Source organism: Gordonia terrae, assembly GCF_051789125.1.
GTDB classification, from domain to species: Bacteria; Actinomycetota; Actinomycetes; order Mycobacteriales; family Mycobacteriaceae; genus Gordonia; species Gordonia terrae_A.
Map to the genome: position 1 here is coordinate 5,116,200 of NZ_CP196526.1, position 22,332 is coordinate 5,138,531.

The 22,332-nt window shown below is 66.7% G+C and carries 21 protein-coding genes; 5 read left to right on the forward strand and 16 right to left on the reverse strand.

The window, feature by feature from the left end; all coding sequences use genetic code 11:
* The first annotated feature begins 27 nt into the window (after positions 1 to 27).
* Complete coding sequence (locus ACSUZC_RS23315; protein WP_439030806.1) at positions 28 to 864, forward strand: class I SAM-dependent methyltransferase; 837 nt, start codon at positions 28 to 30, stop codon at positions 862 to 864.
* Between the two features lie 15 nt (positions 865 to 879).
* On the opposite strand, the gene ACSUZC_RS23320 is transcribed toward ACSUZC_RS23315, so the two are convergent.
* The 8 genes from ACSUZC_RS23320 to ACSUZC_RS23355 form a co-directional block, all read right to left on the reverse strand.
* A complete protein-coding gene (locus ACSUZC_RS23320) occupies positions 880 to 1,284 on the reverse strand; it encodes a VOC family protein (RefSeq protein ID WP_439030807.1) in 405 nt (134 codons plus the stop codon).
* 132 nt (positions 1,285 to 1,416) lie between these two features.
* Complete coding sequence (locus ACSUZC_RS23325) at positions 1,417 to 2,079, reverse strand: TetR/AcrR family transcriptional regulator (protein WP_439030808.1); 663 nt, start codon at positions 2,077 to 2,079, stop codon at positions 1,417 to 1,419.
* A gap of 9 nt (positions 2,080 to 2,088) precedes the next feature.
* Positions 2,089 to 3,813, reverse strand: a complete 1,725-nt coding sequence (locus tag ACSUZC_RS23330; RefSeq protein WP_439030809.1) for an ABC transporter ATP-binding protein — start codon at positions 3,811 to 3,813, stop codon at positions 2,089 to 2,091.
* 29 nt (positions 3,814 to 3,842) lie between these two features.
* Positions 3,843 to 5,723, reverse strand: a complete 1,881-nt coding sequence (locus tag ACSUZC_RS23335) for an ABC transporter ATP-binding protein (protein ID WP_439030810.1) — start codon at positions 5,721 to 5,723, stop codon at positions 3,843 to 3,845.
* 154 nt (positions 5,724 to 5,877) lie between these two features.
* Positions 5,878 to 7,017, reverse strand: a complete 1,140-nt coding sequence (locus ACSUZC_RS23340; protein WP_439030811.1) for a hypothetical protein — start codon at positions 7,015 to 7,017, stop codon at positions 5,878 to 5,880.
* Positions 6,984 to 8,147 (reverse strand): GTP-binding protein, encoded by a 1,164-nt coding sequence (locus ACSUZC_RS23345; protein ID WP_439030812.1) that lies wholly within the window; start codon positions 8,145 to 8,147, stop codon positions 6,984 to 6,986. Before ACSUZC_RS23345 ends, ACSUZC_RS23340 begins: the two co-directional genes overlap by 34 nt.
* Before the next feature lie 110 nt (positions 8,148 to 8,257).
* Positions 8,258 to 8,536, reverse strand: coding sequence for a hypothetical protein (locus tag ACSUZC_RS23350; protein WP_439030813.1), 279 nt, complete (start codon positions 8,534 to 8,536; stop codon positions 8,258 to 8,260).
* Between the two features lie 13 nt (positions 8,537 to 8,549).
* Positions 8,550 to 9,437: a fructose bisphosphate aldolase gene (locus ACSUZC_RS23355; RefSeq protein WP_439030814.1), complete on the reverse strand. Its 888-nt coding sequence runs from the start codon at positions 9,435 to 9,437 to the stop codon at positions 8,550 to 8,552.
* A 74-nt stretch (positions 9,438 to 9,511) separates the two neighbouring features.
* Here ACSUZC_RS23355 and ACSUZC_RS23360 point away from each other — a divergent pair, with 74 nt between their 5' ends.
* The 4 genes from ACSUZC_RS23360 to ACSUZC_RS23375 all read left to right on the forward strand — a co-directional run bounded on the left by ACSUZC_RS23360 (position 9,512) and on the right by ACSUZC_RS23375 (position 13,355).
* Positions 9,512 to 9,928, forward strand: a complete 417-nt coding sequence (locus ACSUZC_RS23360; protein ID WP_439030815.1) for a hypothetical protein — start codon at positions 9,512 to 9,514, stop codon at positions 9,926 to 9,928.
* A 5-nt stretch (positions 9,929 to 9,933) separates the two neighbouring features.
* Entirely contained in the window at positions 9,934 to 10,866 is a 933-nt protein-coding gene (locus ACSUZC_RS23365) for an ATP-binding protein (RefSeq protein ID WP_439030816.1), read from the forward strand.
* Positions 10,867 to 10,873: 7 nt separating this feature from the next.
* Positions 10,874 to 12,367, forward strand: a complete 1,494-nt coding sequence (locus tag ACSUZC_RS23370) for a VWA domain-containing protein (RefSeq protein WP_439030817.1) — start codon at positions 10,874 to 10,876, stop codon at positions 12,365 to 12,367.
* Positions 12,368 to 12,497: 130 nt separating this feature from the next.
* Positions 12,498 to 13,355 carry a mycofactocin-coupled SDR family oxidoreductase gene (locus ACSUZC_RS23375; RefSeq protein WP_439030818.1) on the forward strand — a complete coding sequence of 286 codons (858 nt, stop codon included), beginning with the start codon at positions 12,498 to 12,500 and terminating at the stop codon, positions 13,353 to 13,355.
* A gap of 75 nt (positions 13,356 to 13,430) precedes the next feature.
* On the opposite strand, the gene ACSUZC_RS23380 is transcribed toward ACSUZC_RS23375, so the two are convergent.
* The 8 genes from ACSUZC_RS23380 to ACSUZC_RS23415 form a co-directional block, all read right to left on the reverse strand.
* The gene (locus ACSUZC_RS23380) at positions 13,431 to 14,771 is read right to left on the reverse strand and encodes a carboxylesterase family protein (RefSeq protein WP_439030819.1); all 1,341 of its coding nucleotides are present in this window, start codon (positions 14,769 to 14,771) and stop codon (positions 13,431 to 13,433) included.
* Between the two features lie 10 nt (positions 14,772 to 14,781).
* The gene (locus tag ACSUZC_RS23385; RefSeq protein ID WP_439033213.1) at positions 14,782 to 16,908 is read right to left on the reverse strand and encodes a heavy metal translocating P-type ATPase; all 2,127 of its coding nucleotides are present in this window, start codon (positions 16,906 to 16,908) and stop codon (positions 14,782 to 14,784) included.
* Between the two features lie 81 nt (positions 16,909 to 16,989).
* The gene (locus ACSUZC_RS23390; RefSeq protein ID WP_388061396.1) at positions 16,990 to 17,277 is read right to left on the reverse strand and encodes a DUF1490 family protein; all 288 of its coding nucleotides are present in this window, start codon (positions 17,275 to 17,277) and stop codon (positions 16,990 to 16,992) included.
* Between the two features lie 232 nt (positions 17,278 to 17,509).
* Complete coding sequence (locus ACSUZC_RS23395) at positions 17,510 to 18,337, reverse strand: alpha/beta hydrolase (protein WP_439030820.1); 828 nt, start codon at positions 18,335 to 18,337, stop codon at positions 17,510 to 17,512.
* Positions 18,338 to 18,373: 36 nt separating this feature from the next.
* Positions 18,374 to 19,210, reverse strand: coding sequence for an alpha/beta fold hydrolase (locus ACSUZC_RS23400; protein WP_439030821.1), 837 nt, complete (start codon positions 19,208 to 19,210; stop codon positions 18,374 to 18,376).
* Positions 19,211 to 19,411: 201 nt separating this feature from the next.
* Complete coding sequence (locus ACSUZC_RS23405) at positions 19,412 to 20,239, reverse strand: helix-turn-helix domain-containing protein (protein ID WP_439030822.1); 828 nt, start codon at positions 20,237 to 20,239, stop codon at positions 19,412 to 19,414.
* Between the two features lie 74 nt (positions 20,240 to 20,313).
* Positions 20,314 to 21,279 carry a helix-turn-helix domain-containing protein gene (locus tag ACSUZC_RS23410; RefSeq protein ID WP_439030823.1) on the reverse strand — a complete coding sequence of 322 codons (966 nt, stop codon included), beginning with the start codon at positions 21,277 to 21,279 and terminating at the stop codon, positions 20,314 to 20,316.
* Between the two features lie 109 nt (positions 21,280 to 21,388).
* Complete coding sequence (locus ACSUZC_RS23415; protein ID WP_439030824.1) at positions 21,389 to 22,327, reverse strand: hypothetical protein; 939 nt, start codon at positions 22,325 to 22,327, stop codon at positions 21,389 to 21,391.
* Positions 22,328 to 22,332 lie beyond the last annotated feature (5 nt).

Genomic DNA, 22,332 nt, shown 5'->3' on the forward strand with positions numbered 1-22,332 from the left:
CGTTGTCAACAGGGCTACGCTGGTCTCATGACCGGACCAAGCCTCGTCGACACGTTCAACTCGACCAGTCCCGACTTCGATTTCGTGACGCCCATCGTGTGGGGACCGGCCGGTGAGTCCTTGGTGGCGCGAGCGCGCGTCGCACTCGGCGATCGCGTCCTCGACGTCTGCTCCGGTACCGGTGCGAGCGCCTTGGCCGCGGCCCGCGTCGTCGGTCCCGACGGACATGTCACCGCCGTCGACTTCGCGGCCGACCTGATCGACCGCGCCAAGACGAGCGCATTTGCGGCGGGCTTGCGCAACATCGACTTCCGCGTCGATGACGTGACTGCCCTACCTGGCCGAGATGAGGGCGGGTATGACGTCCTCACATGCGGTTTCGGCGTGTTCTTCCTTCCCGACATGGACGACTCCGTACGCAATCTGCTGACCCTTCTGCGTCCCGGTGGCCGGATCGCGATCGGGGTCTGGCACGACGACGCACTGTACGACTTCACCGGCGCGTACTTCACCGAGGTCGCACGGGTGACGAACACCCCACCGCCGCCCGGCCCGCGCGCCCCATCCGACGGGCCGCCGCATCCCATCACTCGGATCGACACCGAGGAGAAGATCATCGGCTGGCTCGAATCGATTGGCGCCGTGGATGTGTCGGCGTCGGTTCTCGATCTTCGTGTGCCGCGTACCGATGACTTTTCCTGGTCGATGGTCCTCGGTAGTGGGCTACGTGGAGCCCTCGCGGGGCTCGACACCGACGCCGTCGACGACGTGCGCACCGGATTCCTCCGTCGGCTCACCGACGAGGGCATCGTCGAAGTCGACTGCGACACGCTGATCGCCGTCGGGCAGCGTCCGGCTGTCTGACGGCGACCGCAGTCGTCACCCCGCCATGGCCGCCAGGTCCATGTAGGAGACCTCCCACGCGTGACCGTCGAGGTCGCGGAAGCTCCGCCCGTACATCCAGCCGTGGTCCTGGGTCTCCTGCCAGGCGCTGCCGCCCGTCGCGAGCGCCTTGTCCACGAGGGTGTCGACCGCCTCGCGTGACTCGGCCGAGATCGCGAGCAGGACCTCGCGGTCCTTCGTGGTGTCGCTGATTCCGCCGGTGATGAAGCCCTGGAACTTCTCTGGAGTCATGATCATCACGAACGCCGAATCATTGACCACCAGGCACAGGGTGGTGTCGTCGCAGAAGTCGGTGTTGAACTCGAACCCCAGACCGGTGAAGAACTCCCGTGTCGCCGGGATGTCGGTGGCGGTGGTATTGACGAACAGCATGCGAGACATCGGGTTTCCCTTTCCGTGGCGCCCCCGTGATGGGGCGGTCAACACTGTAGACACGCCTGGGGCCGAAAACTCATCGAAGTAGTTCGGGCGTGATCAGCTGACTGCTCGAAGGTCCAGTGCCCTGCGCGACTGTCAGATCTCGGGCCATGAGTGCTCGAGACCCAGGATGATGAAGTCCACCTTGGTGTCGACCACCCCTCGCTCCAACCACTTCTCCCGAGGCTCGATGATCGATCCGCTGTCTACCGCGCTCTGCACATGTTCGAAACCGGTCACCCCGTCGCCGTCGCGGGTCCGCCACGACTCCACCCCCAGATAGCACGCGAAGACTGTGTCGCCGAGGAAGTCGAGCGCGAACATCGCCTGCTGGTGGGTCTTGCCCTGTATCGCCAGACACCGGGCGTACTCGGTGATGATGTGCTCGATGCGGGTGAAGGCCGGTGCGTAGGAGTACACCACACGACTCAGTCCCGGGTACGCCTCACAGAGCCGCCAGCATTCGTCGGACCAGAGACGGAGGATCGTGCGCCAGTCGTCGTTCTCATCGGGCAACCGGAAGGTGGCAGCGATGTGGTCGAGACAGGCGACTACGAGGTTCTCGCGTGAGGAGTACAGGCGGTAGAGCGCCGCGGTGACCACCCCGAGATTCTTGGCGACACCGGCGAGAGTGAAACGATCGATACCCTCCTCCAGGACCGCGGCGATGACGTCCTGCTCGGTGAACGCCGGTTTGCGCCCCGCCTTCTTGCCGGCCGTTCGAGACGTACGAGCCGATTCGCCACCATCACGATCCATGCGAATAGGCTAATTCGTCAGTTGCCAGCCCTGGGCATCCTCCAGCCGACGCCAGAACCGAGCGTAGGTCCCACCGGCCGCGAGCAGCTCGTCATGCGTTCCCTGTGCCTCCACTCGACCGTCGGCATCGAGCGCGATGATCATGTCTGCACGCGCGATCGTCGAGAGACGATGAGCGATCACGAGGACGGTCGCACCTTCGCGCAATCGCTCGACAGCGGCGACGATGTTGGCCTCGTTTTCGATGTCCAGGGCCGACGTAGCCTCGTCGAGCAGGACGATGGGCGCCTGTTTGAGCAGAGCACGGGCAACCGCCACACGTTGGCGCTCACCGCCGGACAGGGCGCGGCCGCCTTCTCCCACCCGGGCCGACCAACCACCCGGCAATCTGGCGGCGATCTCGGTGACTCCCGCGATCTCGGCGGCCGCGCGGATTTCCGACGTCGTTGCGTCAGCGCGCCCCACACCAACATTCGCCTCGAGTGTGTCGTCGAACAGGTACACGTCCTGGAAGACCATCGACAACTGGCTCATCAGTAGCTCGGTGGTCTGTTCGGTGACCGGCAGACCACCGACCAGGACCCGGCCGGAGTCGACGTCGTAGAACCGGGAGATGACCCGGGCGATCGAAGTCTTTCCGCTGCCCGACGGTCCGACCAGAGCGACCATGGAACCCGCCCGCACCGTGATCGACACGTTCCGAAGCGCCGGTGCGGCGCCGGATGAGTACGAAAACGTGACATCGTCGAGTTCCACGGTCCCCGGAGTGGGAAGTTCTGTGGCCGTTCGAGACTCGGGCAGCGCTTCGGCGGTGAGCACTTCGTCGAGACCGTCGAGGAGCGGACGTCGCGACTCCAGGGCCATCGCGCTGCTCGTGATCGCCTGCAGTGTCGAGGTGAACCGCAGCGCCAGGCCGATGAACGCCAGCGCCGGTATCGGGTCCAGGCTGCCGTCGACCGCGAGCGAGCCGGTGACCGTGATGAGGATGACGATCACTCCCTGGGTGACCATGCCGCTGAGCAGCATTCCAACCGTCTCGAGCCACAGACCCTTCGTCTTCGCCGAGTAGGTGCCCTCGAGAGCCTTGTTCAACGGCGCGTAGTCGTCGCTGCGCCCACACGAGCGGATCGAGCCCTGACATTGGGCGTACTCCACCACCCTGTTGGCGAGGGTCACCTCGGAGGGCTCGTGGATCGAGCGTCCGGCACGCATCAGGGCCGTGGACGCCAGCGTCATCACGACGAAGATCGGCACGGCGATGGTGAGGATGAGACCGAGAACCGGGTCCCAGAACCATGCGGCGGCGATGATCACGAGGGCAGATGTCGTCCGTGACACCAGCGGCCCGAACATGTGCGCAAAGATCTCACCGGCCGACATCAGCTCGGTTGACACCATCCGGGAGAGCGCACCCGCGAGCGGGCGGGCGAACCAACCGAGTGGCTGCTTGGCCACCTGATCGCCGACGAGCCGGTGAAGACTCCGCAGAAAGTCCAGTGCTACCGCATAATTGGCGCGCTCGGCGACGTAGTTGAGGCCGAAACTCGCCACCGACAGGGTGGCGAGTACGACCAACCAGCCGGAGAGGCCGAGCCCCCATACCGCGGTGCCCTGGGCCAGGGCGGTGATGGTCGGCAGGAGCGTCGCGAGCGCAAGGCCTTCCACTGCGCCGACCATCATGCTCGCCGCGATGGCCGGACGCATTGCCTCGGGACGGGAGACCATACGCTGCATTCGCGGAACGATATCGATCAGCGGAATTTTCATCGCCGGGCTCCTTCGGTGTGGTCGAGGTCGGCGCCGCGGGACAGACGCGACTCGGCGCCGGTCACCTGCCACAGATGGGCGTAAGTCGGATGGTCGAGTAACTCTTCGTGCGTTCCCGTGGCCGTCACACGGCCGGCGTCGATGACAATGATCTGGTCGACGCCCTTGATCACCTCGGGCCGGTGCGCAATGACGAGGACGGTCCGTCCGCGGACGAGCGTCGAGAGCGCCTGCTGGATCTGATGTTCCGACTCCGGGTCGGTGAGGGCCGTGGCTTCGTCGAGAATCAGAACCGGCGCGTCGACGAGCAGTGCCCGCGCGATCGCGACCCGCTGGGCCTGACCGCCGGACAGGCCGGTGTCGGCACCGTAGACGGTGTCGAAGCCATCGGGCAGCGCTTCGATGTCGTCGAGGATGCAGGCGGCTCTGGCTGCTTCACGGATGTCGGCATCCGACGCGGCCGGCCGGCCGAGCGCGATGTTGTCCCGGAGGCTGATGCCCGACAGCTGCGGGTCCTGGAGTACGAATCCCACGTGTGCGTACAGGTTCGGCACGTGCTGGAGAGGAACGCCCCCGATGGTGATGGTTCCCGATCGCGGGTCGTCGAATCGTGCGAGCAGGGTGGCGATCGTGGACTTGCCGGAACCAGACGGACCGATGAGCGCGGTGACGGTGTTCTGGTGCAGTGTGAAGCTGACGCCGTCAACGGCGAGCGCGGCGTCCGGACGGGAGTCGTAGGCGTAGCTGACACGGTCGAAAACCACGTCGTAGGAGCCTGGTTCGCGACCGACTGAGTCGTCGACGTGCGACAGGACAGGGGTCTCCAACAATTCGGCGAGTCGCAGCGCGGAGGCACCGGCGATCTGCTGCGACCACATCGAGTTCATCAAGGTCTCGAGCGCGTACGGGATCAGCAGTGCGATGAGTGCCGTTGCGAGCACGTCGGCGGTGCTCACCATGTCGTGATGCACGAGTATCGCACCCACACCGATGTTGATGAGCAGGATCAGCGGGACTGCGAGGAACGACGTCCCCAGCGCGGCAACCCGAATGAGGGGTTTGACCCAGTCGACGTAGAAGTCGTGGAACTCGTCGGCCGACTCCTGGTAGCTGCGGTGCGCACGGCCCACACGGCCGAAGGCTTTGACCACCGCGATGCCCGTGACGAACTCGACCATCCGCGCGGACACCGTCGACAGGCGCTTATCCATCTCGACGGTCTTCTCACCCATCCCACGCATGGACATCGCCATCGAGGCGATGTAGAGCGGCAGAGTCGCGATGGCGAGAAGTCCCAGCCGCCAGTCGATCACGAAGGTGTACACCATGAGTGCGACCGGCATGACCACTGCGTTGGTCCCATCGACCGGCTGGTGGGCGATGAGGTGGTGGATGGTGCCGATGTCATCCTGGACGGCTTTGCGGACGCGACCGGAATTGGTGGACGTGAACCACGCCAACGGCACCCGAGCGAACCGCTGAATCATGCGAACCTGGATCACGTGCCCGAGCTTGATGTCGGCGACATGGGTCACGAGGAGCGCGACAAAGTACACGAACAGCCGCAGAGCGAAGGTGAGGACGAGGATGCGGACCCATCGGCCGACCTCGTCGCCGTCGACCTCGGTTCGGGCCCCGTAGGCGTCGAGCAGCACGCCGCCGATGTGTACCAGCGCGATGTAGGGAACCACCGCCAGCAACGCCGAGACGGCCGCGAGCAGTCTGCCGACGGCCAGCCGCCCGGCAACCGGCTTCAGCAACGTCTTGAGCGCGCGAGCGCCGGCCTTCTGCTTCGCCTTCGCGTCGACGACGTCGGTGTCGAGACCTGGTGGCGGGTTGTCGGGCTCGGTGGTCTCGGTGGACGCAGTGATTGTCATGGCGGTCCCGTCGACGGTGGCAAGCCACTCTTGGCTGGCGGCGCACAACACATCGCCGAACTAGTTAGGGTTGCCATACTCATTTATGAACGTCGTTCACTTTAGACACCCATGGCCGCGCTCGCAATACCTCGTCCGGCAATCCCGAGATGGATCAGCCCGCGCTGATCTCGTCGATCCAGCTGGTGTCGAGGAAGATCCGTTCCCGCACCGGAAACACCTCGCTGATGGATCCGACGAGCGCCTCGCGTGCCCGCGATGTCCACGGGTTCGTCTGGTCGTGAATCGTGATCAGGCTCGAGATCGCCTGGCCCGCCTGGCCTGGTGCCTCGCCGAGGTGTCGTGCGAACGCCCGGATCTTGTTCGGACTCAGGCGGGCGCTTCGTCCGGCGTCGAACTCCGCGCTGAAGTCGCGCCACGCATCGAGCACCCTCAACCGGTCAGGGTCCGTGGTGCCTGCGATGAGGGCGTCGAATGCGGCCGCCTGCCCGTTGTCATCGGCACCGGTTGCGGCTGAGCGCTTCTCGCATCCCGCCAACCGGGCGCCCAGCAACGGCCGCAGTTCGACGACGTCGTCGGGCACGTCGACACAGCGGTGACTCTCGGCGAGGGCCGTCGCGAGGGTGTCGACGACCTGCGCATCGTTGGCTGGTCCACACCTCGCCAACCCGTCGAGGTCCGTGGCGCGTCGGTCGAAGCCGGCGATCGCTTTGTCGATGGCGGTCGTCAGGATGATGTCGGTCAGAAATCCATGGGGGTGAGACATATTGAGAAAGCCGATGAGTGCGTGTGGCCGGACCGGACCGGTGAAGGCACACATCAGGACGCACTCGTCGCCGAACACATCTGCGTACTCGTGACATCCCAGCAAGCGGGTCCGTCCGAGTTCCTCGTGCCATACCGGTTCGGCGGCACCTCGTGCGGCGATCCGGTCCGCGACCTCGGCGGCAGCATGACGTGTTCGCGCTGTGGTTGCGACAACGGACAGCGCGCGCGATAGAGCAAGGCACTCCGGCCCGCCGCGGTCGGCAACCGTCTCGATGAATCCGAGTACGACGGCCTCGTCCGCATCGGGTTCATCGCGAGTCATCAACGCCGACAACAATTGCGAGGTGTAGGCCTCGCTGCCGAGTGGGTCGACCTCGGTACGCAGAGCGCGCATCATGGAGACGATCGGCGCGAGGTGGTCCGCCACGACTTCCCGGTCGGTCCGCCGCGGCGTCCCGCGCTTCTTGGGTCGCCTCTTCTTGCTGACCGGGCTCACGCGTGAGAGTGCGCGGCGATCGGAGACCATTGCGGCAGCGGATCGGGATAGTTGACCCATTCGTCGGGCCCGGCGGCGTACTCCTCGTCGGTCAGAAGGGCGGCGCGTAACAGCTCCATCGGTGACCAGTGATCGAGCCTGACGCCGATCAGCACCACCTCTTGTCCGGGAGACACATCGGTGTCATCCCAATTCACGGCAGGTTCGATCATGAGGTTGGGACCCGCCTGCGACCACACTGCTCCGATACCCGGCCGGCTGGCCACCCAGCAGAATCCCTTGCTGCGCAACAATCCGCGGAGACCGTCGAGAGCGGACTGCAGGCGTTGCGGATGAAACGGGCGGTCCGACCGGAAGACCGTACTGGAAATGCCGTACTCCTCGGTCTCCGGAGTGTGACCGCCGGCCAGCTCCTCCTGCCATCCGGCGACACCGCGCGCGGCCGTCAGATCGAACAGTCCGGTTCCCAGAACTTTGTCAAGGTCTATGTGTCCGTTGGTGATTCGAACGACCTCGGCGTTCGGGTTCAGTCGTCGGAGCGTTCCCTCCGTGGCGCCGGCCAGCTTCTCACCGACCAGGTCGGTCTTGCTCAACAGGATAATGTCGGCGAACTCGACCTGATCGACCAGGAGATCCGAGATCGACCGCACGTCACCGGCGCCGGCTTCGAGATCTCGATCCCGAAGCCTGTCACCCTTGGCGAGTTCGGACAAGAAGGTCACGGCATCGACGACGGTGACCATGGTGTCCAGCCGGGCGACCTTCGACAGGGTGTAACCGTCGGCGAACTCCCAGTCGAAGCTCGCAGCAACCGGCATCGGCTCGGAAATACCGGTCGACTCGACCACTATGTGATCGAATCGTCCCTCACCCGCCAGCTTCGCGACCGACTCGATCAGATCCTCCCGGAGGGTGCAGCAGATGCACCCGTTGGTGAGCTCGACGAGCTTCTCCTCGGTGCGATCGAGGTGTGCCGTGCCGGCCATGGGACCGTCGACGAGCTGGGCGTCGATGTTCACCTCGCTCATGTCGTTGACGATGACCGCGACCCGTTTGCCGCCACGATTGGTCAGGATGTGGTTCAGAAGGGTGGTCTTGCCTGCGCCGAGGAAGCCGGACAGGACGGTGACGGGAACGCGTGAGGAGAGCTGGCTGTTCATCGCTTAATGATAACGATTGTCATTAGTGGATGGACAGCGCCTCCGGGGCCTGGTTCTTGCGATTTCGGCAAGAACCATGCGCGAGCGCCGAGGTGCGCCGCCGACCACTCTCAGTTCGCGTCCTGGAGTCTTCCGATGAGGGCACTCAATTCGTCGATGACCGTCCGTTCGCTGCGACCCGAGGCCGCCGCGAGTTCGATGGCGAGCAACCTGGCGACGGTGGCCAGCCCGACTGCAGCCGCGTTGGTGTCACGCTCCGATCCCACCGCCCGGGCCAGTGCCTCCTCGGGCGCGTCGTCAGCATGCGTCCACGACGACAGGATTCGCAGGCCCGTGCCGATACTTCGAAACTGGGCGTCGGAAACCCACGACCCTCCAGCGGAACTCATGGCACGCACATCCTCAGTCGACCGATGCGCGGTAGATTGCGTCGATCGAATCGTCGAGCGTGCGGTCGAACGCGGCGTCGTCCTGCTGGTCGGTCAGCCCGTCGAGAAGAGCGCGGCTGAAGCTTGCGATGAGGCCGGGGTTGCGGCTCAGTCTCGCACAGGCGTCCTCGCGCGGGTATCCGCCGGAAAGTGCCACCACTCGGGCGACCCTCGGGTGCGCGATGAGGTCGGCGTAGAAGTCGTCGACGGTCGGAATGGTGATCTTGACGGCCACTTGCGCGTCGCCGATCCCCTCCAGTCCACGGAAGATCTCGGTCTTCAGCAGTTCCTCTGCCTCACGCTTGTCCGGCGCGTCGATACTCACCTCGGGTTCCAGGATGGGAACCAGGTCGGCGGCGAGAACGTGGGCCGCCACGTCGAACTGCTGCTCGACGACCCGCCGGATCCCCTCGGGACTGGCCTCGTGGATGACCGACCTCTCCTTGGTGCCGAAGACGCCACGCGTACGAGCGTCTTCGAGGGTGCTACCCAGATCCGGGATGTCCTTCATCAGTTGAACGCCGTCCTCCTGGTCTCGCAACCCCTTGTCGATCTTCAGAAACGGGATGATTCCCTTGCTGTCCCACAGGTACTGCGCGAACCCCACACCGTCGACGCGGCGATCGAGCGTCCCCTGGAACAGGATCGCGCCGAGGACGCGACCGCTGTCGAAGGACGAGCTGAGGACGATGCGGGTGCGCGCCGTGTTGATGAGGTCGAACATCTCCTCATCCGTGGAGTAACGGTCGTCGTCGATGCCGTACAAGCGCAGTGCCTTGGGGGTACTGCCCCCGCTCTGGTCGAGCGCGGCGATGAAACCGTTCCCGTTGGCGAAGCGCTCGAGCTGTTCGGATGCGGGCATGGTGATCCCCTTCGGCTGGTCGTCGACATGGTGTTCGATACCCGAGTCTAAATGACAACGGTTATCGTTAAGGGATGGGTTGCGACGAGAATGCCGGAGACCGAGGCGGACCATTGGTGACTGTGTGCGCGGGACACCGGTGCAGTGCCCTGTGGCAGCTCCGCGACGAGAGCGCTCCGGACGCGGGCGGAGTCGGGACGGTTGCACACTCGCAGCAGCTGGGAGCCACAATCCGGACGACGCCGGGCGGGGTTCTCATCAAGACCGGATGCCTGGGGGTGTGCCATGAAGGGCCGGTCGTCGCCGTCGCCTATCGTGATGCCGGATCAGCGCGCGTACGTTTCGGGCACGCCTTCGCGACGGCGGACCGCGGGCCGGTGCTGCGTGGCCTCATGCGATGGATCGTGAGTATCCGATCTCCTTCCGACTGCCGAGCCATCCCGCGGTCGCTGCAGTCCGCACTCATCGTCGCCGCAGAACACGGCGGGTGAAACGGATGACGACCTACCCTTTCACCGCGGTTCTCGGACATGACTCCCTCAAGAACGCGCTGCTGATGACCGCCGTCGACCCAGGCATCTCGGGAGTGCTGGCGATGGGCGACCGGGGAACTGCGAAGTCCACCCTCATCCGGGCCCTGGGCGATCTGATGAGGCTGGCGGGAGTGGCCGCGCCGGTGGTCGACCTGCCGCTCGGGGCGACCGAGGACCGAGTCGTCGGCGCGCTCGACGTCGACCGCGCGTTGCGCGGCGGGGAGGCGATGTTTCGTCCCGGACTGCTGGCGGAAGCTCACGGCGGGTACCTCTACATCGACGAGGTGAATCTCCTCGACGACTTCCTGGTGGACCTGTTGCTCGATGTCGCGGCAAGCGGGCTCAACATCGTTGAACGCGACGGCCTCAGCCACCGGCATCCTGCGCGTTTCATCCTCGTCGGTCCCGGAAATCCCGAAGAGGGCCAGTTGCGACCACAGCTGGAGGACCGATTCGGCCTGTCTACTCATGTGCAGACCATCACCGACGTGGGCCTGCGGACGCGCATCGTTCGCCAACGTCTCGAATACGATTCTGATCCTGTTGGTTTCGCAGCCGGTTTTGCGGTGTCTCAGCACCGGCTCGCCGAACGCCTCGCCACGGCGCGCCGACAAGTAGAGAATGTCGACGTCGACGATCGCATCCTCGAGTCCGCTGTGCAGCTGTGCGTGGAGGTCGGAGCCGTCGGGCACCGTGGCGAAGTGATGCTGGTACGTGCGGCCCGAGCGCTCGCCGCACTGCGAGAACACCCCTCCGTGACCCCGGGCGACCTGGGAGAGGCGGCGATTCCTGTTCTACGCCATAGAATTCCGCGCGATCAGTTCGAACGTCCGACGGCATCGACGGCGCGGGTGCGGAACGCGGTGGCGGCGACCCTCGGTCGCTCGGCCGCCTGAGTCGACCATGCTCCCTTGGCAACGTCCTCCGGAGTCGTTTCTCGACGCGGGTCAGGTCCACCTGTGCCGAACGTGGCGCAGCGGTGGACGATTCGGCCTCCTGCTGGTCGGCGACGCCGGCCGCCGGGAGGCGGTCTTGGCGCACCTGCGCCCTCGCTCCGCGATCACGATCACCGCAGCGATGACCGAAGCCGACGTGACCGCCGATGAGACCGCGACCGGAACACCGATGCAGTCGATTCTCACGCGGTCCTCGGGTCCGGCCGGCGTCGTCATCCCCGCCGCCGAACTCGTCGACCCCGCTGTCGCCGCGCTCCTCGACAGTGACCGAATACTCGCTTCCGCTCCTGACGTCGAGAGCGTTCCCGGCGCTCTCCTGTCGCGCCTGCCTGCCATCGTCGGACTCGGAGTCGTGCCGACGATCCGGTGTCGGCGCTTGCCCCTGACCGACTTCGCGGCGCCGCTCAACTGGGTCGTCGAGTCGCTGGCCGCCAATGGCTTTGATGACCACCGGTTGGACATCGGCGCCTGCCGGTGCCTGCTTTCCATGAGGGTCGGGCCCGGGTCGTCGACGAGGATATTGGCGCGCCACGTCATCGAGCCGCGACTGGGACCGATGGTCGATGCCGCCGTCCTCACGCCTGAGCCCATCGAGCAGACACCCTCCGCTCGAGGGGCGCCCGCCGGCGACTCGGGACAAGAACTGGGCCACGACGAGGCAGACGTGACACGAGTGCCCGATCCCGATGCCGGCTCCCCGACCATGCCTGAATGGGCAACCGTGTCAGCGGCGCATCGCTACCTGCAGCTGAAGCGACCTGGACGACGAGGTGCGCGAGCCCTGTCACACCGTGGTCGGGTCCGGCGCGTGGTCGACTACGAACCGACACTCGGACTCGATGTCCACCAGACGCTGGCGATGGCAGCACGCCGGGGAAGGCTCGATCGGGACACGTTGCGGAGCAGCGTCCGGACCCGCCGCGCCGGTCGGCTCACGATCGTCATCGTCGACCGGTCGGACTCGATGAGCGGTGTGAAGGGCCGAGTCGCGGCGGGCAGGGCCATCGGCGCGATACAAGAGTCCGTCGGCAACAGGTCCAAGGTGGCCGTGATCGCGGCCCAGGGGGCGTCGGCGCAGCTGGTTGTGGAGCCGACACGTGATCTGAGGGATGCTCACGACACGATCACCCGACTGCCGTCGGGCGGCGGCACGCCTCTGGCATCGGCGTTTCTGCTCGCCGTCGGAGTGATCGGCGACGACACGGACACCGGAGTGCGCGTGCTCGTGGTGTCCGACGGCGGATCGAACGTCCGGCTGGAGGAACACGTGGCCGGGACAGCGGAATCGCCCGCTGCCCAGGCGGAGACAGCGCTTGCACTCCTGGTGCGACGTTGCGAGCAGGTCGTGGTGATACCGACAGCGAACCCCGGGGTCCGGGTTCGTCCCGGCGACATCGAGTGGTTGATCAGAGCCGGGGCGGTCGTGCGGACCGCCGGGTAGTGAACCCTCGCACCTCTACGAAGCTAGAGGTTCCGAAAACGTCTGTTGCATAACCACATTCGCATTTGAATGCGAAACTAGAACGTGTTTCACTTCTCACGTCCAGGTATCGAAGAGACCGAGGAGAACCATGAATCGCGTGGCGGGAAAAGTCGTTTTGATCACGGGAGCCGCTCGCGGCCAGGGCCGCAGCCATGCCGTCCATCTCGCCGATGAGGGCGCTGACATCATCGCCTTCGATCTGTGCGAGGACATAGCGTCCAACGAATACCCTCTCGCGACTCGGGAGGATCTCGATGAGACTCGAGTACTCGTAGAGAAGTCAGGGCGGCGCTGCGTCACCGCTCAAGTCGACGTCCGCGATCGCACAGCGCTGCGCGAGAACCTCGCAGCCGCGGTGTCCGAGCTCGGCGGTCTGGATGTGGTGGTCGCCAATGCGGGCATCTGCCCGCTCGGTCGTGACGTCGGGATCGAAGGCTTCGTCGACGCCTTCGACGTCGATTTCGTCGGCGTCGTGAACGCCGTACATGTCGCACTCCCCCACCTGTCGGCGGGTGCGTCGATCATCGTGACCGGATCGGTCGCCGGCCAGGTTCCCCAGACCGGCATCAACGGCATGGAGGCGCTGCAAGGCCCGGGCGGCGACGGCTATGGCCTGGCCAAGAAGATGCTCGGGGCCTACACCTCGTCGCTGGCTTTCACGTTGGGGCCGCTGAACATTCGCCTGAACACAGTCCACCCGACGAACGTCGACACCGACATGCTGCAAAGTGCCCCGATGTATCGGACATTCCGTCCCGACCTCGAGAACCCCACCCGCGAGGATGCCCTGGAGACCTTCCCGTTCATGCAGCTCATGCCGACTCCCTGGGTCGACGCCGCCGACATCTCCCACGCGGTTGTGTACCTGGCCTCGGACGAGTCGCGGTTCGTGACCGGGCAGCAGCTGCGGGTGGACGCCGGCGCCGGGATGAAGATCGGACTCTGACAAGCTGCCGGGCGCGCGGGAATCCGTAGCGCCAATGCGGATATGGCGCGCATTCCTGCTACGAAACGCCGCGGGTCAGGGGAAACGGATCAAGCCCGGTACGTCCGACGGGGCGGTCCAACCGTCTCGTGCGAAGCCCGCCCAGATCCGGCGGAGACGACGTCCGTCCTCTGCGGCTCTCTCGGCGTCGTACCCGGCGAGGATCGGGGCACCCTCCCAGATGTCAGGAGTGCCGAAGAGCAGCGGGATGTCGACGGTGTGCACGGCGCGCAAGGGGTGGTCGTCTGCGCCCCACTCGATGACGTACTGCGCGGCCTTGCCGCCGGCCCGCCGGTGCCGCCGCGCGAAGCGATTGGCCGCCGACGTGTAGATCGCACGGGTGAGTTGCTGGACGAGACCCTCGTACAGTCGGGTGCCGACGACCGGAACAGCCGGTAACGACGAGACGCCGCCGATGGCTGCGGTGAAGAACCCGGCCTCCCGGCTGTTCCACCCGATCAAGAGCTCGACCTCGCTGGCGCGCTCCTCCCACACCGCGTCCACCTCGCTCTCGGATGGCAACGGGTGATGCCCGTACTGTGGCCCGAAGGACATGAAAGCGGGAAGACCATGCTGCAGCACCGCTTTGAGTCCCATCATCGACTCCTGGACGTCGAGGACCTCCTCGATCGTCGCGGATGCCGACACCTCGTGCGATGCGGCGAACATGTCGGCGTGCAACCGCTCCCGCCGACGGGTGATACCGAGCGGCGCACTCTGCACGATGGCGCGGTGGAACAAGCCCGAGACACCGTCGGCCGCCATCAGCTGCGCGACCGCGTCACCACCCGCCGATTCACCGAAGACCGTCACCGCGTCGGGGTCACCGCCGAAGGCCGCGATGTTGCGCTGCACCCACCGGAGGGCTTCGATCATGTCGAGCAGGCCGAGATTCGCCGGCCGCGTCACGCCGTCGCCGAGAAAGCCGAACAGACCGAGGCGGTAGGTCACCGACACGACGATCACCCGCTGCTCGGCGACCAGCGCCGACGGATCGTGACAGGGAGCATCGGCGGCGCCGATGATGTACGAGCCGCCGTGGATCCACACCATCACGGGCAGGATCTCGTCAGGCCGGCGATCGACCGGCACGGTGACCGACACGTACTGCGCGTGTTCGTCCCCGACCAGTTCGCCCAGTGCTGCCTCACCGAATGCGTTGTCGACGATGCCCTCCCCGTCACGCTGAGGGCAAGCAGGAGACAGCGCTGTCGCGTCGATCGGCGTGGCCGACACCGGTTGTGGTGTCGGCACCTCGAATCGGGCCGCGCGTGCACAACGGATTCCGGTGGCTCGCACCACCTCTCCCGAGACCCGGCCGATGACGGTGCCGGCCGGGCACTCGAATGTCGCACTCGTCGTCGGCGGATCGATCACGATAGGCTCCTCAACGCGTCACGGTGTCGGCGGCGTCGACCTGATAGCGGATGAGTCGAGAACTGTTGAGCACCACCGCAACCGAGGACGCATTGTGCAACACCGCGGCCAACACCGGGGAGAGCGCGCCGCCGGCGCCGATCACCAGACCCAGGGCGTTGACCGCGATCGACATGCCGTAGTTCTGGCGGATCACCTCGACGGTGTGCGAGCCGAGATCCCGGATGTCGAGCAGCTTGCGCAGGTCGTCCCCGGCGAGGGCGACGTCGGCGGTCTCGACGGCGACGTCTGTGCCCGCCAGCCCCATGGCGATGCCGATGTCGGCCGCAGCCAGGGCGGGAGCGTCGTTGACGCCGTCACCCACCACCGCGACGACGTGCCCGAGTGCCTGCAGTTCGCGGACAACGGCGAGTTTGTCGTCGGGCGTGACCTCGGCCGCCCACCGTTCGATGCCGAGTTCGGCGGCGATGGTGGCAGCGGTGACCGGGTGGTCGCCGGTGAGCATGGCGATCTCCGTGACACCGTCGGCCCGCAGGGCGTCGAGCACCTCGCGCGCCTCGGGTCGTAGTTCGTCGGAGAGGCTCACCAGACCGACCAGCGTGCCGTCGACGGCGAGCAGCAGAGGTGTCTCGCTCGCCTGTCGCAACCGACTCACCCAGTCGATGGCGTCGTCGGAGATGGCGACACCGTGCCGGTCGAGAAGCGACGGGCTCCCGAGGAGCAGGACGCGGCCGTCGTCGGCGCGGGTACGCATCCCGAGCCCGACGATCACCTCGCATTCGGCGTGGGTCGGGATCTCGATACGCCGCTCCTCGGTGGAACGGATGACCGCCTCCGCGAGCGGATGACGCGAGTGGATCTCCGAGCTCGCCGCGTACGCGAGGATCTGTTCGGGTTGCCAGTCGTCGGAGAACGAGACCACGTTGGTGACGACCGGACGTCCGACCGTCAGGGTGCCGGTCTTGTCGAACACCACCGCCGAGATCCGGCCCGACGCCTCGAGGTGCGAGCCGCCCTTGATCAGGATGCCGCGGCGTGCTCCGTTGCCGATGGCCCCGCTGATCGCGGTCGGCGTGGACAGTCCGACCGCACACGGACAGGCGATGAGCAGCATCGTCATCGCGCGTCGGAGATCCCTGGTGACGAGCAGGGTCAGCGCCGCCATCGCGAACGAGGCGGGCACGAATCGGCGGGAGAAGTTCTCCCCGACCGTCTGGATGGGCGCGCGGTCGCGCTGGGCCTCCTCGACGCGGCCGATGATGCGCCCGATCGAGGTGTCGTCGCCGACGGCGTCGGCTTCGATGACGATCCGGCCGGTGAGAACCACCGAACCGGCCTGGACGCGGTCGCCGACGTGCTTGGTGACCGGCAGGTTCTCGCCCGTCAGCGCGGACTGGTCCACCACGGCCTCGCCGTCGATCACCACACCGTCGACCGCAACCGCGACCTGCTCGTGCACGATGACCGCGTCGCCGACGTGCAGTGCGTCGATGGGCACCTGGACCTCGGTGTCGTCCTCGAGACGCACCCACGCCGTGTCCTGTGTGCCGCGGAGTAGGTCGGTGATCGCGCGACGGGTCCGTCGGAGCGTGAGGTCTTGCAGGAACTCCCCGATGTTGAGCAGCCAGAGCACTGTGAGGGCGACGACGTTCTCGCGGAGCAGCAGACTCGCGATGGTGGCCGCCGACACCAGGGCGTCGGTGCCGGCCCGCCCACCGCGCAGAGAGCGCAGGGCGCCGCGGAGGAAGGGGTAGCCGGAGAAGATCGTGACGCCGGTGGCCACGGTGCGCGACGCCGGGCCGAGCAATGGAGGCCGACGGAAGCCGTAACGTCGGAAGCCCAGCAACACGAGGGCCGCGGCGCCGACGCCCATGCGGAGCAGATCGGCGTTCGTCACATCCGCCGAATGTGGTGCCCGGTCAGGAAGATTGGCCGGATCCGCCGCGGTGGCAGCTGCGATCGCGTGCTCGATCGCGGCTCGCTCGGTGTCGGCCCGAAACCACACGACGACCGATGCTGTCCGGGGATAGGCGTGTACGGCCCGCACACCCGTGACCCGGGCGACGCTCTCCTCGATGGCGACGGCACGACGATCGGCCGCTCCCCGGGCCGGTCCGCGTAACCAGGGCACCGTCATGCGGACCCGACCCGCCGCTGATGACAGGACCAGGATCTCGGTCGCGGGAATGTCCTGCGTAGGCGCCGACGCGCTCACGATTCAGTGATCGTGGTCGTGGTCGTGCGCGACGGCCGTTCCCGGCGGAGTCGCCTCCTCACCCAGCCGTTCCTTGGCCTCCGCGACGATGTCGGCGGTGTTGAGCCGCACCGACTCGGCCACCTCTTCGGCCTTGCGGGTTCCGCGGATTCCCCACGTGGTGGCGACGACAGCACCTTCGCGCAGCGGGGCGCGGCGGGCGACGGTGCGTACGGCGTCGTAGGCGACCGCGCCGACGAAGCCCGTCGCGACCGTTGCCCCGGCCTTGGCGAGCAATGCGTGAAGTGCCATGTGGAGTCCTCGCTATCCGATGTGCTGCGCACGTGGTGACAGGACACCACGCTACATGCGCACACCGACTCGCACGGCTCGGCCGCGGGTGCGGTTGTCGGACATGCGGACCCGCTTATACGAGTGGCCGGGCGGGCGGCGCCCTTCGAGGCTCGTCGCTATCGCTCCACACACCTCAGGGAGCAGTGGGGGCCGCTGGCACTCCTCACACCTCAGGGAGCACATGGGTGGGTCACGCGGGCAACGCTCCCCGCGTCGCGTGGTCCTCGGCCCACCGGAGCGCGTGGTCGGCGACCTGTTCCCACCCGGGCTCACCACAGGTCCAGTGCGACCGCCCGGCGAACTCGTGGTAGTCCGTCACCGACTTCGACCGGCGGTACTTCTTGGCGTTCGACCTGTTCACCGCGGGCGGCATGATGTGGTCTGCCCCGCCGGCGATGAAGAGCAGGGGCGCGCGGTCGTCGCGCCGGTAATCCACCCAGGTCTCCTGGTGCCCCGGTGTGAGGTTCGCGAACACTCCGTACTTCCACACCCACGAGCCGGGCGCGGGGATCGCATATCGGTCGTACACCGCACGCGAGTCCTCCTCGCTCAGGGTGTTGGTGAACGCGTACTGCCACTCCCGGGGTGTGAAGCCGGCGGCCTTGTGGCGGTTCGAGAACCGTTTGAGAATCGGGAACAGCGAGCGAACCTGCGAGAGTGGCTGTGTGCGTACACCTTCGGTCGGCGCCGAATCGATCACGACCGCCGCGGCACCGAGCCCGCGGTCGAGCAGCAACTGCGTGAGCACGCCTCCGAAGGAGTGGCCCATGATGATCGGCGGTGACGGCAGTGCGCGGATGATCCCGGCGAGATGGTCGACCGTCGCGGGCACGGTGAGGTCGGCGATCACATCCGAGTTCTGGCGAAGGGCTTCGACTTCCACCTCGAAGCCGGGATACGCGGGTGCGATGACCCGATACCCCTTGTCCTGGTAGTAGGTGATCCACTCCTCCCAGGACCGGGGCGTGACCCACAACCCGTGGATGAGGACGATGGTGTCGGGGGACGGTGTGGTCATGAGATGTCTCCGTTGTCGGTGGCCGCAAGCGTGGGCTCAGGGGGCGGTGTAGGTGTCGAGAAAGGCGAGGAGATCGTCGTTGAGCTCGCTCTTGTGGGTGTCGGTGATTCCATGTGGCGCACCGGGGTAGACCTTCAGCTCGGCCCCGGCGACCCGTTCGGCGGACGCCTTGCCGCCCACGTCGAACGGCACCACCTGATCGTCGTCGCCGTGAATCACGAGCGTGGGCACGTCGACCCGTTCGAGGTCGGCTCGGAAGTCGGTGGCCGAGAACGCGGCGATGCTCTCGTAGGCATTGTGCGCGCCCGCCTGCAGGCCCTGCCGCCAGAAGGCGTCGCGCATGCCCTGTGACTGGTTCTGGCCGGGCCGGTTGTTGCCGAAGAAGGGCCCATCGGCAAGGTCCCGGTAGGTCTGTGAGCGATCGACCGTCGACGCCGACCGGATGCCGTCGAACACCTCGATCGGGACGCCGCCGGGATTGTCGTCGGTCTTGAGCATGAACGGGGGCACCGCGGAGACCAGCACCAGTTGCGCCACCCGATCGGTGCCGTGCCGCCCGATGTAGCGCGTGACCTCGCCACCGCCGGTGGAGAACCCGACGAGAGTGAGCTCCTGCAGATCGAGATGCCGGATCAGCTCCGCGAGATCGTCTGCATAGGTGTCCATCTCGTTGCCCGACCACGTCTGCGACGACCGCCCGTGCCCGCGACGGTCGTGCGCGATGGCCCGGTACCCGTTCTGCGCCAGGAAGAGTTGCTGCGATTCCCAGCTGTCCGCGTTCAGCGGCCACCCGTGGCTGAGAAGCACCGGACGTCCGGTACCCCAGTCCTTGTAGTAGATCTCGGTTCCGTCGAGCGTGGTGACGTAGGGCATGGGTCCTCCGGGATCCTCCGGTGTCGATGTGGGACCACCGTAAGAGCAAACCGGGCCGCGGATCGTGTCGAGGGTGCACGGTTCTGTGCTGTCGGTGACGCGGCCCGGTTGTGGAGACGGTCACATGTGGCGACAGCGGCTCGCACCGTACTTCTTCAGCGAAGGGCGCGGGGTCGCGGCGGCGCCTGCCGCACGATCCGGTCAGGGTCTCGCGTTGTCGCGACGCCATTGCGACGGCGACAGGCCATACGCTGCGCGAAATCGCTTGGCGAAATGAGTCGCGTCGCTGAATCCGTGCGCCCGGGCGACCGCCGGGATCGTCAGGTATCGCCGGACGATGAGTGCGTCCCGGGCGCGGTCCAGCCGCCGTCGGATGATGTAGTCGCCGAGTCGCCCCTCGGCGGACGGCCACTCGGCGTACAGCTTCCGAGTCGACACGTGGTGGGCCGCGGCGATGGTGTCCGCGCACAACCCGCTGTCGGTGAGGTGCTCGTCGATGTAGGTCTTCACCGAGGCGACCAGTTCCGACGACCCCGGCCGGTCGCCGGCGTCCACCGACGTGAGGATCAGGGACCGGATCACCGCACTGGTCGGTGCGGCCAGGTCCGGGAGCAACTCGGGGCATTCCAGCGCCAGCCGCGCCAGGTGCAGGACGTGGTCACGGACGAAGCCGAGCAACGGGTTGACGTCGCGCAAGCGATCGAGTCCGCGCCGAACGGTTTCGGGAGCGAGGGCCAGCCATCCCTGCGGAACCTGCAGCGCGACCAGCGACCCGGCTCCGTGAGCTCGAAAGTCGAAGGGTGACAACACATCGACGACGGTCAGCGATCGTGGACTCTGTTGATCTCCGGCGCCTCGACGCAGGGTCCACTCATCGTTTCCGGGGACCGCCACGACCAGCACCCCCTCTGCTCGCTCGTCGGCGGACCTGTTGCGGGCCAGTCTGATTCCGCGGTGCTCGGCGGTGGTCAACCACATGCCCTCACCCATCGGCCAGTGCGTCGCCGACAGAGCTTCTGATGCGACCACCGCTTCGGCGCCACTGACCCCGTGCCACGGCGCACATGGGGAGGCACCCGGATGGGCCGTCTCCCGGCCCGGGGTCACGTGTCGTCCCGCTGCGCCAGGGACATCACCCGCCATGCCCGTGGCGTCATCCCGTACACCTCACGAAACCGCCGGCTCAGGAAGGACGGGTTGGTCACTCCCCAGCGGCGGCCGATGAGCGCGACCGACTGGTGGCGGGTCTCCGGGCGGGCGAGGTCGTCGTGGACACCCTCCATCCGGCAGGCGATGATCCACTGTTCGAGTCCGAATCCCGCATCCGCGCAGAGCCGGAACAGCTTTCGCACCGAGATCCCGTGTGCATCGGCGATCATCCCGGCCGAGAGATTCGGATCACCGAGGTGCCGTCGCACGTAGCCCCGGATACGCGGGAGGAGCACGGCCGCCATGGCGTCGCGGGCATGGTCGGGATCGTGGGCCGACGCCAGCAACGCGCGGGCTATGTCGATGGTCGACGAGCCGATCGCCTCTGCAGCAATCGGATCGGCGGCCAGTCCGTCACCGTTGTCGGCCATCGACCCGATCCGGTCGGTCATCAGCGAACAGAGTGGACTTGACGCCAGACGGCCAGCCGCGCCACGCACCACCTCGTGGGGGAGGTCGAGTTCGTCGAGCGGGATGTACAGGGCCTGCGATGCCCCTTCCCCGGGCCAGTAGTAGTCGTAGGGGGTGTTCAGGTCGCACAGCATCATGTCGCCGACCCGCAGCCGTTGCTGGTTCCCGAACTGGTCGAAGCCGCCGACACTGCGCTCCTGCACCGCGATCGCCAGCACCTCCGACGGACCGCTCCGGATCTGGGCCGGGCTGCGCGACAACCGGAGTCCGGTGAGGTACGAGCGGAAGATGCTCGTGCTGCCGTAGGGGATGCGCTCCATGGTCGCGTCCGTGCGGAGCGGATCGTCGAACTCCACCGACGTGGGCCAGATCTGGTCGAGAAAGGCCGAGTAGGTCGCCTCTCGGCGGTCCTTCTCCGCCACTTCGTGCGAGGCGAAGACGATGGCCATGTCCGGGCCCCCTCATCTGACACGTTCGCTGGACGGCAATGGATGATCGAGCACGAAGAATACCGGCGGAACTCCCTTGATGACGGAGTTACCGCCGGTCAGGGCACAATTACGGCTCTCCGTGAGCCTCCCACCACAGTCGCGGTGTCATCCCGTGGGTGAGTACGAAGGCATCGACGAACGACCTCAGGTCGGAAAAGCCCAGCGACATCGCGAAGTCGGCGTCGGGCGGGACGTCGGAGGCCCGCAACGCCGCGCCTGCTGCGGCCACCCGTCGGGCCGCGATCCACCGATCCAGATCGATCCCCGACTCGGCCAGCCGGCCACAGGCCTCGACACGCGACAGTCCGCAACTCGCGGTCACGGATGCGGCGTCGAGGTCGGGGTCGTGCAGCCGGCTGTCGATCACGGCGCCGACCAGGTCGCGCACCCCGTCGTGGTCAGGCACCGGAGGATCATCGTGTGCCGCGGTCTCGATCAACGCACGGACCAGAGCGATCGTCGCGTTCCCCAGCGAGTCGGCCGCACTCGACGGCACCTCATCCTCCCGTCCGAGGCACAGGCCCCTGATGTGCCGGCGGAGAAGCGGATACACCGGGCTGTGCCCGAGACGGTCGGCCGCGCGTCGAAGCTCGTCGTGACCGGTGCCCAACGCAGCGAGCGGCACGTTGAGACACCTCGATCGTCCCCACCCCGGCCAGCTGAAGCCATAGGGACGGTCGAGGTCGACGAGCATCAGATTCCCGGGCCGGACCTCGCGACGCCGTCCGTGCTGTTCGAAGCGGGCCACGCCGAACTCCTGCCACGCCACGGCGACGTTTCCGGCCGGGCCCGAGCGGATGTTGCGACGGCTCCGCGTCAGCTGATTGCCCGTCATCGACGCGCAGAACAGGTTGACGCGACCGAATCTCCACGCCTCCATCACCGCAACCATCCGCGTCTCACCGGCGAAGGTCACCGTGGAGGGAGCGGCCTGTTCACCGAAGACCGTGCGTGCCACATCGACTCGGTCGGCTTCGGCATGATCGGCGCTGTCGAAGACGATCATGCCGC

What these genes read in the sequence shown, in the direction of transcription:
- ACSUZC_RS23410 (WP_439030823.1), bottom strand. Translation starts at nt 21,279, where the DNA reads ATGGCCATCGTCTTCGCCTCGCACGAAGTGGCGGAGAAGGACCGCCGA.
- ACSUZC_RS23335 (WP_439030810.1), bottom strand. Translation starts at nt 5,723, where the DNA reads ATGACAATCACTGCGTCCACCGAGACCACCGAGCCCGACAACCCGCCA.
- ACSUZC_RS23340 (WP_439030811.1), bottom strand. Translation starts at nt 7,017, where the DNA reads ATGGTCTCCGATCGCCGCGCACTCTCACGCGTGAGCCCGGTCAGCAAG.
- ACSUZC_RS23365 (WP_439030816.1), top strand. Translation starts at nt 9,934, where the DNA reads ATGACGACCTACCCTTTCACCGCGGTTCTCGGACATGACTCCCTCAAG.
- ACSUZC_RS23355 (WP_439030814.1), bottom strand. Translation starts at nt 9,437, where the DNA reads ATGCCCGCATCCGAACAGCTCGAGCGCTTCGCCAACGGGAACGGTTTC.
- ACSUZC_RS23350 (WP_439030813.1), bottom strand. Translation starts at nt 8,536, where the DNA reads ATGAGTTCCGCTGGAGGGTCGTGGGTTTCCGACGCCCAGTTTCGAAGT.
- ACSUZC_RS23345 (WP_439030812.1), bottom strand. Translation starts at nt 8,147, where the DNA reads ATGAACAGCCAGCTCTCCTCACGCGTTCCCGTCACCGTCCTGTCCGGC.
- ACSUZC_RS23415 (WP_439030824.1), bottom strand. Translation starts at nt 22,327, where the DNA reads ATGATCGTCTTCGACAGCGCCGATCATGCCGAAGCCGACCGAGTCGAT.
- ACSUZC_RS23315 (WP_439030806.1), top strand. Translation starts at nt 28, where the DNA reads ATGACCGGACCAAGCCTCGTCGACACGTTCAACTCGACCAGTCCCGAC.
- ACSUZC_RS23370 (WP_439030817.1), top strand. Translation starts at nt 10,874, where the DNA reads ATGCTCCCTTGGCAACGTCCTCCGGAGTCGTTTCTCGACGCGGGTCAG.
- ACSUZC_RS23320 (WP_439030807.1), bottom strand. Translation starts at nt 1,284, where the DNA reads ATGTCTCGCATGCTGTTCGTCAATACCACCGCCACCGACATCCCGGCG.
- ACSUZC_RS23400 (WP_439030821.1), bottom strand. Translation starts at nt 19,210, where the DNA reads ATGCCCTACGTCACCACGCTCGACGGAACCGAGATCTACTACAAGGAC.
- ACSUZC_RS23325 (WP_439030808.1), bottom strand. Translation starts at nt 2,079, where the DNA reads ATGGATCGTGATGGTGGCGAATCGGCTCGTACGTCTCGAACGGCCGGC.
- ACSUZC_RS23385 (WP_439033213.1), bottom strand. Translation starts at nt 16,908, where the DNA reads ATGACGGTGCCCTGGTTACGCGGACCGGCCCGGGGAGCGGCCGATCGT.
- ACSUZC_RS23395 (WP_439030820.1), bottom strand. Translation starts at nt 18,337, where the DNA reads ATGACCACACCGTCCCCCGACACCATCGTCCTCATCCACGGGTTGTGG.
- ACSUZC_RS23375 (WP_439030818.1), top strand. Translation starts at nt 12,498, where the DNA reads ATGAATCGCGTGGCGGGAAAAGTCGTTTTGATCACGGGAGCCGCTCGC.
- ACSUZC_RS23360 (WP_439030815.1), top strand. Translation starts at nt 9,512, where the DNA reads ATGGGTTGCGACGAGAATGCCGGAGACCGAGGCGGACCATTGGTGACT.
- ACSUZC_RS23330 (WP_439030809.1), bottom strand. Translation starts at nt 3,813, where the DNA reads ATGCAGCGTATGGTCTCCCGTCCCGAGGCAATGCGTCCGGCCATCGCG.
- ACSUZC_RS23390 (WP_388061396.1), bottom strand. Translation starts at nt 17,277, where the DNA reads ATGGCACTTCACGCATTGCTCGCCAAGGCCGGGGCAACGGTCGCGACG.